1 protein-coding gene is annotated in these 15066 nt (G+C 43.1%); it reads left to right on the forward strand.

The features are described from left to right. The first annotated feature begins 66 nt into the window (after positions 1–66). The gene (locus IPI99_08415; protein ID MBK7340536.1) at positions 67–14586 is read left to right on the forward strand and encodes a T9SS type A sorting domain-containing protein; all 14520 of its coding nucleotides are present in this window, start codon (positions 67–69) and stop codon (positions 14584–14586) included. Positions 14587–15066 lie beyond the last annotated feature (480 nt).

Raw genomic sequence — 15066 nt, forward strand, 5'->3', positions numbered from 1 at the left:
AATTATTTGATATAATATTTTGAAATTAGTAATAGAAAAGAATTAAATTCTAAAAACAGTATTGTAATGAAGAATAAATTGAAACCGATTGAATATGGCCTTTTGCCTTTGCTTTTTGCTGTAATGGCCGTATTTCCTTTGCTTGGATTTTCTGGTTCAAATGGAAATAATCCGACCAAATCAGAGAAAAAACAGTTTTTGTCCAAGCTTGAAAATGCGCCAATGATGGCACCTTGTTCATTGAGTTATACCAGAGCTTTAGATAATATCGGCTATTGCGACGGTACTATTCCTGTAACTTCATTAACTATAGCCATTCTTGGAAATTCCGGACAGTATAATCACCATATGGTAGTTCCCTCTCCAGCACCTAAAATTGTGGAAAAATGTGATGGGACAGCTACAATTACTGCAAGGTTTTGCGGAACTAATGGGAATGGTAATTACGTCAACAATGCTTGTTGGGACGCCGTTATCAATTTGTCTGGTAGAACAACTACGAATCCGGGCTATATGATAGGTTGTGCTGGAAATCCTGATGCGGGCTGGTATAATTATAAATATGGAAGTTTAATTTTCAATGGAGTAGCAGGTGGCCTTTATAATGCTGCTCAGATAGAAATTAAAAGCGGTAACCCTAATACCACGATGCAATTTGGCAATGGTGCAGCTTACCATTATGAGGAAAACAATTGGCAATTTGGTGCGGGAACCTGGGGAGATGTAATAGTTAACAATCCTGGAACTAATAACATCCGAGATAATGGTGCGGGTGATTTGCAACTGTCGGTTGGACCGAAAATTGCTGATATGGTCTCATGGAACTATGGGTGTTCTTCTTGTAGATCTGTTGATCAATATGGCGTAGGCCTTCAAAATACTTGGAATGGCAACTCATATACCCTTACCATACCAAACTCATCAAATGTTGTGTCAGTTATTCTTCAAGCTTATTTCAGGGATCTTAGCGGACATTCAAATTGTTTCCCTCAAAGTGTTACTTTATCAACCGCTGCCGGATCTGTAGTCACTCCTTATTATGTGATCCCTGGAGATATTAATGGTCAAAACCCTTCATCAGAATCTGCTTCAAAGGGTTATCGGGCTCAGATTGATGGCGCAACGGGAACTGCCACTCTGACTGTTCCAACATCTTGTAAACCAATCTCATTTGATGTTATTGTATTTAGGAATGATTGCACCAGAGGTGGAACCTCAGGTAAATCAATTGATCAATTTTTCTATCCTGGAGGACCTACCCCAAGCGCATGTTACAATATTCCTATAAGCACAGCCACAGGGGCAAGAGATTTGAAAGTACGGGTGCCTATTTCAGATCTGTCTTGTGGTCCCACAGCATCGGTTACAGTTAACATTTCCGGAGTAACCTCGCAATCTCAAACAGTAACAAATTGTAGCCCTCCTTTAGGTGCTGATTTTCAATATGTTGACTTTACTTTTACCAATGTTCCAGGTTCGACCAATAATGTACAGGTTTGTACACAAGCAATTTCTGGTTCTTATACAATTAATGGGGTAATTTCAGTAGAAACAGAATGTTGCACAGCAACCGTAGATGCAGGAGCCAACAAAAGCATTTGTCAAGGTACTTCCACCACTATTTCTGCAACTGGTTCTGGTGGAACATCTCCATATTCTTATAGTTGGAGTAATGGTTTAGGAGCAGGGCAATCAAAGACAGTAAGCCCTGCTAATACCACTACTTATACAGTAACCGTAACTGACAACACAGGATGTACAAATACTGATTTTGTAGTGATTACTGTTAACCCAATACCGGGAGCTAATGCAGGTGCGGATTTTACTAAAACGTGCCAGATAAATTTGAGTGGTAAGCAAATCGGGAGCGCACCTGTCGCTGGAATGGCTTATTCTTGGTTACCTAATACTGGTCTGAGTAGTTCGACAATTGCAAATCCTACAGCCAATCCGAGTACAACTACGACATACACCGTCACTGTAACTAATTCAACCACTGGATGTACAGCCACAGATCAGGTGATAGTGACTGTAAATACAAATCCTCCTACTGCGAATGCAGGAGCTGACTTTACAAAGACTTGTACTTCAAATCCAAATGGAGCACCAATAGGTTCAACTCCTGTATCAGGAATGTCTTATATATGGGCACCTACTGATGGTCTGAGTAGTTCGACAATTGCAAATCCTACAGCCAATCCTACAGCAACAACAACTTATACACTCACAGTTACAAACACATCAAATGGATGTACAGCGACGGATCAGGTGATAGTGACTGTAAATACAAATCCTCCTACTGCAAATGCAGGATCAGATTTTACAAAAACATGTCAGATCAACACGAGTGGTAAGCAAATCGGGAGTGGTCCTGTCGCTGGAATGACTTATTCTTGGTCACCAATTGCTGGTCTGAGCAATTCTGCGATATCCAACCCAATTGCTAATCCAACCACTTCGACGACATATACTGTTACTGTTACAAACCCAAATTCCGGCTGTACAGCTACAGATCAAGTTATTGTCACAGTAAACATTAATCCACCTACTGCTAATGCAGGAGCAGATTTTACTAAGACGTGTACACAAAATATCGGCGGAGCCCAAATTGGGTCGGCACCAGTTACAGGAATGACTTATGCTTGGTTACCTACGACCGGATTAAGTAGTGCTTCGGTGTCTAATCCAACAGCAAATCCTAGTACCACTACAACTTATACACTTACTGTTACTAATACAACAAATGGTTGTAAGGCCACTGATCAAGTGGTGGTTACAGTAAATACAAATCCTCCTACTGCAAATGCAGGATCAAATTTTACAAAAACTTGTACTTCAAACCCAAGCGGAGCCCAAATTGGGTCGGCGCCAGTTACAGGAATGACCTATGCATGGCTACCGACTACAGGTTTAAGTAGTGGGACTATTGCAAATCCCACCGCAAATCCTACAACCACCACAACTTATACACTCACTGTAACGAATACAGCAAATGGTTGTACTGCAACAGATGATGTGGTGGTAATTGTAAATACGAATCCTCCTACCGCAAATGCAGGATCAAATTTTACAAAAACTTGTACTTCAAATCCAAACGGCGCACAAATTGGATCGGCGCCAGTTACAGGAATGACCTATGCATGGCTACCGACTACAGGTTTAAGTAGTGGGACTATTGCAAATCCTATCGCAAATCCTACAGCCACCACAACCTATACACTTACTGTAACGAATACAGCAAATGGTTGTACTGCAACAGATCAGGTCGTTGTGTCAGTGAACACAAATCCTCCGGCAGCAAATGCCGGGGCTGCTTTTACTAAAACATGTACTCAAAATGTAAATGGCGCTCAAATAGGTACAGCTCCTGTTGCAGCTAGAAGCTATTTATGGTCACCTACCGCAGGATTATCTAGTTCATCTATTTCGAATCCGATAGCCAATCCTTTAAACACTACAACATATACATTAACAGTAACCAATACAAATAATGGTTGTACAGCTACTGATCAAGTTGTGGTCACTGTAAATACTACAGTTCCAACTGCTAACGCTGGTACGGATAAAACTAAATGTGCGAATTCACCTGCAGTCCAAATCGGAACTGCACCAGTAGCTGGCATGTCCTATATTTGGTCGCCTACAACAGGTTTGAGTAGTGGGACTATTGCAAATCCGACTGCTAACCCAACCACAACAACAACTTATACTGTAACGGTGACAAATACTACAAACGGTTGTACTGCAACAGATCAAGTTATTGTTACAGTTAATCCATTACCGGTGAGTGGAATATCAGCTCCCGGCTCAGTTTGTGCAACTGAAGGGGCTTTCTTCCAAGTTAATCCTCCGGTAGCTGGCGCAACATATAGTTGGACTTTCGATGGAGGAACACCTGCAAGCAGCACTGCTTCAAGTGTTACAGTAAGTTGGCCAATTTCAATGATAGGCACTACAAGAAATGTAGTGCTGACTGTTACCTCTTCAAATGGTTGCAACGCTGTTTACAATCATGCCATCAATATTACACAAAATCCAACTGCAAATGCAGGTCCGGACAAAGAAGTTTGTGAAGGAGGTTCCACTGCGATTGGTGGTAGTCCATCCGGCCCATCCGGATCATCTTTCCTTTGGACTCCTAATTTGTATTTAAATAGTAATACAGTCGCAAATCCAATTTCTACTCCTCCGGTAAGTATTACTTATACCTTGACCACTACTATCAATGGATGTACAAAAACTGATCAGGTGACAGTTACTGTGAATACTCTTTTGAATCCTTTGGTATCCGCAACTGCAAATCCAGATCCAATTTGTGCTGGAAAGACTTCAACCCTAACCGCTCAAGGATCAGCGAATGGAGGTAGAGGTGGTCCTTTTCAATATATTTGGAATAATGGATTAGGTGCCGGTGCCATCAAAACCACTCCGGCCCTAAACCAAAATACAACTTATGTAGTGACAGTTGTTGACGCTGCACAATGTACAGCGACAAATTCAGTGACTGTTGATGTTACTCCTTGTGGAAGCATTGGTGATTATGTTTGGATTGATACTGATGGTGATGGTATTCAGGATGCTAATGAATCTGGACTCAATGGAGTAACAGTATTACTCAAAGATCAAAATGGTAATGTGCTTTCTACAAAAATTACCACTACGGGCCCTTCTGGGCTTCCAGGTTATTATATTTTTCCAGACCTCATGGCAAATAGCTACATAGTGATGTTCATGAAACCAACTGGTTACCAATTTACAAATGACAATTCTGCTGGAAGCACAGACACAAATGATAGTGATGCTGATCTTGCTACAGGTAATACCCCTGTCATTAATTTAAATCCAGGACAGGTAGTTACAAATGTAGATGCTGGTGTTTATCAACCTGCCTCTATTGGAAATTTTGTGTGGGAAGACACTAATGGAAATGGGATTCAAGATCCTACAGAAATAGGTGTAAATGGTGTCACTGTTTTATTAAAAGATGAAAATGGAATTGTATTGAAAACTACTATCACAGCCACAAATGGCACAAGTTTAGGATACTACCAATTCACCGGTTTAGAACCAGGCAACTATATAGTGATGTTTATGTCTCCTTCTGGATATACTTTATCTGATCCAAATGTTCCTGGAAGTAATGACAATAATGATAGCGACGCAAATCAATCCACAGGCAATACTGGCATTGTAAATGTAACTTCTGGAGAAATAGACCAATCAGTTGATGCGGGTATCTACCGACCAGCGACTATAGGAAATTTTGTGTGGGATGATACAAATGGCAATGGAATCCAGGATGCAGGAGAGCCGGGGATCAATGGCGTGACAGTATTGCTGAAAGATGCAAATGGAGCAACATTGGCCACGACGGTAACTTCCACAAACGGAGCGACTCAAGGTTATTACCAATTCATAAACCTTGAGCCGGGAACATATGCAGTCATGTTTATGACACCTACAGGCTACAATCCAACGGAGTCAAACGCACCGGGATCCGTCGATACAAATGATAGTGACCCGAATGCACAAGGGACAACACCTACAGTGACGGTGACGTCAGGAGGTACAAATCAAACACTTGATGCGGGCTTCTACCGACCAGCGACTATAGGAAATTTTGTGTGGGATGATACAAATGGCAATGGAATCCAGGATGCAGGAGAACCGGGGATCAATGGCGTGACAGTATTGCTGAAAGATGCAAATGGAGCAACATTGGCCACGACGGTAACTGCCACAAACGGAGCGACTCAAGGTTATTACCAATTCACAAACCTTGAGCCGGGAACATATGCAGTCATGTTTATGACACCTACAGGCTACAATCCAACGGAGTCAAACGCACCGGGATCCGTCGATACAAATGATAGTGACCCGAATGCACAAGGGACAACACCTACAGTGACGGTAACGTCAGGAGGTACAAATCAAACACTTGATGCGGGCTTCTACCGACCAGCGACTATAGGAAATTTTGTGTGGGATGATACAAATGGCAATGGAATCCAGGATGCAGGAGAACCGGGGATCAATGGCGTGACAGTATTGCTGAAAGATGCAAATGGAGCAACATTGGCCACGACGGTAACTGCCACAAACGGAGCGACTCAAGGTTATTACCAATTCACAAACCTTGAGCCGGGAACATATGCAGTCATGTTTATGACACCTACAGGCTACAATCCAACGGAGTCAAACGCACCGGGATCCGTCGATACAAATGATAGTGACCCGAATGCACAAGGGACAACACCTACAGTGACGGTAACGTCAGGAGGTACAAATCAAACACTTGATGCGGGCTTCTACCGACCAGCGACTATAGGAAATTTTGTGTGGGATGATACAAATGGCAATGGAATCCAGGATGCAGGAGAACCGGGGATCAATGGCGTGACAGTATTGCTGAAAGATGCAAATGGAGCAACATTGGCCACGACGGTAACTGCCACAAACGGAGCGACTCAAGGTTATTACCAATTCACAAACCTTGAGCCGGGAACATATGCAGTCATGTTTATGACACCTACAGGCTACAATCCAACGGAGTCAAACGCACCGGGATCCGTCGATACAAATGATAGTGACCCGAATGCACAAGGGACAACACCTACAGTGACGGTGACGTCAGGAGGTACAAATCAAACACTTGATGCGGGCTTCTACCGACCAGCGACTATAGGAAATTTTGTGTGGGATGATACAAATGGCAATGGAATCCAGGATGCAGGAGAACCGGGGATCAATGGCGTGACAGTATTGCTGAAAGATGCAAATGGAGCAACATTGGCCACGACGGTAACTGCCACAAACGGAGCGACTCAAGGTTATTACCAATTCACAAACCTTGAGCCGGGAACGTATGCAGTCATGTTTATGACACCTACAGGCTACAATCCAACGGAGTCAAACGCACCTGGATCCGTCGATACAAATGATAGTGACCCGAATGCACAAGGGACAACACCTACAGTGACGGTGACGTCAGGAGGTACAAATCAAACACTTGATGCGGGCTTCTACCGACCAGCGACTATAGGAAATTTCGTATGGAAAGACACAAATGGCAATGGAATCCAGGATGCAGGAGAACCGGGGATCAATGGCGTGACAGTATTGCTGAAAGATGCAAATGGAGCAACATTGGCTACAACGGTAACTGCCACAAACGGAGCGACTCAAGGTTATTATCAATTTACAAACCTTGAGCCAGGGTCTTATATAGTGATGTTTATGACACCTACAGGGTATTCTGGTTCCCCAGCAAATAGTGGAAATGATGATATAGACAGTGACCCCAACCCTTTGACAGGTAATACTTCAGTTGTAACAATAATTTCGGGACAAACAAATCTTTCAGTAGATGCTGGATTTGTATGCAATGTTATTGTTTCATTGCCTGTAGATTTTGCAATTTGTTTTGGTGAATCTGCTCAAATTAATGCAGCTGCAAGTAATGGAATTCCTCAATATGTTTACAATTGGTCTGCTGGGTTAGGTTCGGGCACTCCTAAAACCGTTTCTCCAGTGATTACAACGACATATGTTGTAACTGTTACAGATGCAGTTGGATGTACTGCTAGTGATGCTTTAATATTGACTGTTAATCAGCGACCTTTAGCTTCTGCAGGAGCAGACTTTACGAAGACCTGTACGACAAATCCAAACGGATCACAGATCGGTAGTGCACCTGTAACAGGAAATACGTATAGCTGGAGCCCTGTAACGGGCTTGAGCAGTTCTACAATCGCAAATCCTACTGCGAATCCAACGGCAACGACTACTTATACGGTTACAGTGACAACTACAGCCAATGGCTGTACGGCTACAGATCAGGTAGTGGTAACAGTGAATACGACGCCGCCTACGGCAGATGCAGGAGCAGACTTTACAAAGACCTGTACGACGAATCCAAACGGATCACAGATCGGAAGTGCACCGGTAACAGGAAATACATACAGCTGGAGCCCTGTAACGGGATTGAGCAGTTCAACAATCGCAAATCCAACGGCAAATCCAACGGCAACGACTACTTATACAGTTACAGTAACGACTACAGCCAATGGCTGTACGGCTACTGATCAGGTAGTGGTGACAGTGAATACGACGCCGCCTACGGCAGATGCAGGAGCAGACTTTACGAAGACCTGTACGACGAATCCAAACGGATCACAGATCGGAAGCGCCCCGGTAACAGGAAATACGTATAGCTGGAGCCCTGTAACGGGCTTGAGCAGTTCTACAATCGCAAATCCTACTGCGAATCCAACGGCAACGACTACTTATACGGTTACAGTGACAACTACAGCCAATGGCTGTACGGCTACAGATCAGGTAGTGGTAACAGTGAATACGACGCCGCCTACGGCAGATGCAGGAGCAGACTTTACAAAGACCTGTACGACGAATCCAAACGGATCACAGATCGGAAGTGCACCGGTAACAGGAAATACATACAGCTGGAGCCCTGTAACGGGATTGAGCAGTTCAACAATCGCAAATCCAACGGCAAATCCAACGGCAACGACTACTTATACAGTTACAGTAACGACTACAGCCAATGGCTGTACGGCTACTGATCAGGTAGTGGTGACAGTGAATACGACGCCGCCTACGGCAGATGCAGGAGCAGACTTTACGAAGACCTGTACGACGAATCCAAACGGATCACAGATCGGAAGCGCCCCGGTAACAGGAAATACGTATAGCTGGAGCCCTGTAACGGGCTTGAGCAGTTCTACAATCGCGAATCCTACAGCGAATCCGACGGCAACGACTACTTATACGGTTACAGTAACAACTACAGCCAATGGCTGTACGGCTACAGATCAGGTAGTGGTAACAGTGAATACGACGCCGCCTACGGCAGATGCAGGAGCAGACTTTACAAAGACCTGTACGACGAATCCAAACGGATCACAGATCGGAAGTGCACCGGTAACAGGAAATACGTATAGCTGGAGCCCTGTAACGGGCTTGAGCAGTTCAACAATCGCAAATCCTACAGCGAATCCAACGGCAACGACTACTTATACGGTTACAGTAACAACTACAGCCAATGGCTGTACGACTACTGACCAGGTAGTGGTAACAGTGAATACGACGCCGCCTACGGCAGATGCAGGAGCAGACTTTACAAAGACCTGTACGACGAATCCAAACGGATCACAGATCGGAAGTGCACCGGTAACAGGAAATACGTATAGCTGGAGCCCTGTAACGGGCTTGAGCAGTTCAACAATCGCAAATCCTACAGCGAATCCAACGGCAACGACTACTTATACGGTTACAGTAACAACTACAGCCAATGGCTGTACGACTACTGACCAGGTAGTGGTAACAGTGAATACGACGCCGCCTACGGCAGATGCAGGAGCAGACTTTACAAAGACCTGTACGACAAATCCAAACGGATCACAGATCGGTAGTGCACCTGTAACAGGAAATACGTATAGCTGGAGCCCTGTAACGGGCTTGAGCAGTTCTACAATCGCAAATCCTACTGCGAATCCAACGGCAACGACTACTTATACGGTTACAGTGACAACTACAGCCAATGGCTGTACGGCTACAGATCAGGTAGTGGTAACAGTGAATACAACGCCACCTACAGCGAATGCAGGAGCAGACTTCACAAAGACCTGTACGACGAATCCAAACGGATCACAGATCGGAAGTGCACCGGTAACAGGAAATACATACAGCTGGAGCCCTGTAACGGGATTGAGCAGTTCAACAATCGCAAATCCAACGGCAAATCCAACGGCAACGACTACTTATACAGTTACAGTAACGACTACAGCCAATGGCTGTACGGCTACTGATCAGGTAGTGGTGACAGTGAATACGACGCCGCCTACGGCAGATGCAGGAGCAGACTTTACAAAGACCTGTACGACGAATCCAAACGGATCACAGATCGGTAGTGCACCGGTAACAGGAAATACGTATAGCTGGAGCCCTGTAACGGGCTTGAGCAGTTCTACAATCGCAAATCCAACGGCAAATCCAACGGCAACGACTACTTATACAGTTACAGTAACGACTACAGCCAATGGCTGTACGGCTACTGATCAGGTAGTGGTGACAGTGAATACGACACCACCAACAGCAAATGCAGGAGCAGACTTTACGAAGACCTGTACGACGAATCCAAACGGATCACAGATCGGAAGCGCCCCGGTAACAGGAAATACGTATAGCTGGAGCCCTGTAACGGGCTTGAGCAGTTCTACAATCGCGAATCCTACAGCGAATCCGACGGCAACGACTACTTATACGGTTACAGTAACGACTACTGCCAATGGCTGTACGGCTACAGATCAGGTAGTGGTGACAGTGAATACGACGCCGCCTACGGCAGATGCAGGAGCAGACTTTACAAAGACCTGTACCTCTAATCCAAATGGAGCGCAGATCGGAAGCGCCCCGGTAACAGGAAATACGTATAGCTGGAGCCCTGTAACGGGCTTGAGCAGTTCAACAATCGCAAATCCTACAGCGAATCCAACGGCAACGACTACTTATACGGTTACAGTAACAACTACAGCCAATGGCTGTACGACTACTGACCAGGTAGTGGTAACAGTGAATACGACGCCGCCTACGGCAGATGCAGGAGCAGACTTTACAAAGACCTGTACGACAAATCCAAACGGATCACAGATCGGTAGTGCACCTGTAACAGGAAATACGTATAGCTGGAGCCCTGTAACGGGCTTGAGCAGTTCTACAATCGCGAATCCTACAGCGAATCCAACGGCAACGACTACTTATACGGTTACAGTAACGACTACAGCCAATGGCTGTACGGCTACAGATCAGGTAGTGGTAACAGTGAATACAACGCCGCCTACGGCAGATGCAGGAGCAGACTTTACAAAGACCTGTACGACGAATCCAAACGGAGCACAGATCGGAAGTGCTATGGTTGTAGGTAATACTTACAGTTGGAGCCCAACGACGGGTTTGAGTGGTTCAACAATAGCTAATCCCATAGCAAATCCAACGACGACTACTACCTATACAGTTACTGTAACGAACATAGCCAATGGCTGTACAGCTAGCGACCAGATAGTTGTGAATGTGAATACTGCAATACCATCAGCAGATGCAGGTACAGACTTTACGAAGACCTGTACGACAAATCCAAACGGATCACAGATCGGAAGTGCATCGGTAGCTGGCAATAGCTACAGTTGGAGCCCTGCAGCTGGCTTGAGCAGTTCAACAGTGTCCAACCCAACGGCGAATCCAACGGCAACGACTACTTATACGGTTACAGTGACGACTACAGCCAACGGCTGTACGGCTACAGACCAGGTAGTGGTGACGGTGAATACGACACCACCTACTGCGAATGCAGGAGCAGACTTTACGAAGACCTGTACGACGAATCCAAACGGATCACAGATCGGAAGTGCTCCGGTAACAGGAAATACGTATAGCTGGAGCCCTGCTGCCGGACTGAGTAATTCCTTAATCGCGAATCCAACAGCCAATCCAACGGCAACGACTACCTATACGCTTACAGTAACAACTACAGCCAATGGCTGTACGGCTACAGACCAGGTAGTAGTGACGGTGAATACAAGTGTGCCAAATGCAAGTGCAACTAACGACGGTCCATTAACTTGTAATAAAACAAGCGTAACCTTAACCGCAACTGGTGGAGGTTCTTATTTATGGTCGAATGGGGCTTCTACTTCAACTACCAATGTGAGTGCTCCAGGTAGTTATCAGGTTACTGTTACGAATACTGCTAGTGGTTGTACTGCAGTAGCTTCAACTACTGTGATTGAAGAGGATAAGATTACAATAGGTAATTTTGTGTGGTTGGATACAAATGGAAATGGATGTCAAGAGGTGAACGAATCAGGAATAAATGGTGTCACAGTTAAATTGTATGATTCAGCAAACAATCTCATTGCCACAACTGTCACTACAAATAATACTTCTGGGCAAGCTGGCTATTATGAATTTATTACTTGTAAAGGATCTTACTATGTAAATTTCTCAAAGCCAACTAGTAGCTATAAGTATACCGAAACGAAGAATTGCGGAAATGATGCAACTGACTCAGATCCAAATTCATCAACTGGAAATACATCTGTGGTAGTATTGAATCCTGGTCAGACAAATAATGATTTGGATGCAGGTTTCTTCTTACCGGCAATAATTGGTGATTATGTTTGGGTTGATAAGAACGCAAATGGTATTCAAGAACCAAATGAAACCGGAGTGAATGGAGTAACTGTGATTTTAAAAGATGCATCTGGAAATGTAATTTCCACAACCTTAACTGCAAATAATCCTTTAAATGGAAATCCTGGATATTATTCATTTATCGTTGATCCTGGAACATATGTTGTTCAATTTGTAGCACCAAATGGTAGCGTGCTAACTCAACCGAACGCTCCAGGTAGCAATACATCAAATGACTCAGATCCAAATGCATCAGGTAATTCTAATCCAATTACTGTGACTAGTGGACAAAGCGTGAATACTATTGACGCCGGTGTTTATATACCAGCAAAACTTGGTGATTATGTTTGGGAAGATGCCAACAAAAATGGTATTCAAGAACCAAATGAAACCGGAGTGAATGGAGTTACCATATTGTTGAAGAATGTTTCTGGATCAACATTACAAACTACTGTTACGAGTAATAATCCAACCAATGGTAACGCAGGGTATTATTTGTTTTCAAATTTGACTCCTGGTGATTACATCGTTATGGTAATGAAGCCTAATGGATTTAATTTTACAACTCAGAATGTCGTAACTGGTGGTACCGATAGTGATGTGAATACAGTTTCTGGTAATACAGCGACAGTAAATCTTGAATCTGGAGAAACTGACCTTACGGTAGATGCGGGAATTTATCGAACAGCAACTTTAGGAAATTATGTTTGGTATGATTTAGATAAAGATGGAATTCAGGATCCAACAGAGCAAGGACTCAATGGATTTACGGTGAATTTGTACACAAGTACTGGTACGTTCGTAGCTTCTACTGTTACCAGCACTAATCCAAATACCACTCTACCTGGATATTATCAATTTGCTAATCTTGATCCTGGAACTTATTATATCCAAGTAGTTGCGCCTGCAAATCAAGGATATGTTCCAACTGTTCCGAATAATAATGTTACAGGTACAGAATCGACAGATTCAGATTTGAGTGGTGCTAATGGTCCAAATACGACGACTTCAGTTACGCTGACTTCTGGTCAAAACTATGCTGATCTTGATGCAGGATATTATTTGGACAATAAAATTGGAGATTACGTTTGGGAAGATACTAATCGTGATGGTTTGCAAACGACAGGTGAACCGGGTATCAATGGTGTAACTGTAAACTTGTTTAACTCTGCTGGTAGTTTAGTAAAATCAACAATAACTGCTAATAATCCTAGCAACGGAACAGCTGGTTATTATCAATTTACAGACTTAACTATAGGTTCTTATTATGTAGAGTTCATTCAACCAACTGGTTATTTTGTTACCACTGCAATAGTTGGTGTTAACACGACAATTGATTCAGATTTGAACAATGCCAATGGTGCAGGAACAACTAGTAATATCTCAGTAATTGCAAATACGAATAATCAAACCATTGATGCCGGATTTATAAAAGGTGTTAAAATTGGAGATTTTGTATGGAATGATACTGGTGCTAGCAATGACAAAAACGATCCGGGATTTAAGAATGGTATTCAGGATCCAGGGGAAAATCCTGAACCAAATGTTACTGTAAGATTGAAAGATGCAGCGGGTAATACATTGCAAACTACCACTACCGATAACAATGGTATGTATATGTTTACTGTAGAACCAGGTAAGACGTATTACTTGCAATTTGTGGCGCCGTTCAATCGAGATTTTGCACCTGCAAACGTTTCTTCGAATTCCCTCGACAATGTCGATAGTGATGTAACCAATACATTTGGTACAGGAACAACAGATTTGTTTGTTGTGAACACGACTGATAACTTTACTTTTGATGCTGGTATTTGGGACTTGGCATTGCCACTGGACTTGATCAGCTTTGAAGGTAGAAACGCAGTTACACATAACCAATTAACCTGGGTTACTGCAAATGAGGTCAATGTAAATCGATTCTCTGTTGAAAGACGAAAAACATCAGAAAAGACGTTCTACGAAATCGGAACAGTTCAGGCAATACATGCAGCTTCATATGGATACGTTGACTATGATGTTGCTGAAGCAGGCACTTATTACTATCGATTGAGAATGGTCGACAATGATGGATCCTATGAATTTAGTCCGATTATTTCGATTGAAGTGTCAGTGAACAAAACATTGGGAATGGAAATCAAACCTAACCCAGTGAATCACTATACTGTTATCCATATTGAAGGATTGAATGCAGGTGATCATACTATTGAAGTATTTGATTTGACTGGTAAAATTTTGACGAAACTGGTGAATACAACTTCATCCAAAGAGAGTGAATGGGATCAAACTTTAGATATGTCAAGCTTCTCTGCTGGTACGTATTATGTGAGATTGATTTCAAACGATAAATCCTTAACCGAGAAGATAATGATCGCTCGTTAAGAGATAATTTTCTGACTGTACTTGCCCCTGTAGTTTTGACTACAGGGGCTTTTTTATTTTGTTTAACCCTTGATTTTGCTTAAAGGATCTTAGTGAGATTCAATTTTTGAATGATGTGTAGGCTTTGAAAGACCAAACGGTTTCTTAAAGCGACATTATAGAATACGATTTCAACAGATAATGAGAGAACCGAGCAAATTGATACTAGGCAGAGTGTTTGTTTTAAAGTGATTAAGCTTCCGTGCCCCAGTATTCCATTTAAATCAATATTGAAGGAAACTAAAGCAGTTGCAGGTAGTGTGATTAAAACATAATTTTACGAATCAAGTAAATTGCAAAGCTTTAATTTTGAAGCCAGTTTGGCGAATAATAGTTAATGAACTCTAAAAATTGAGATTGTTGCTTACTTGAGTGTTACAGTGAATCTCAGCTACAATATTTGGGTTTAAAATCCAATATATATTTACAAACAGGGTAAAT

This window comes from Saprospiraceae bacterium (genome assembly GCA_016710235.1).
In the GTDB taxonomy this organism is placed as follows: domain Bacteria; phylum Bacteroidota; class Bacteroidia; order Chitinophagales; family Saprospiraceae; genus Vicinibacter.

Excerpts from the sequence above, each read along its gene's own strand:
- IPI99_08415 (MBK7340536.1), top strand. The coding sequence starts at position 67 with ATGAAGAATAAATTGAAACCGATTGAATATGGCCTTTTGCCTTTGCTT.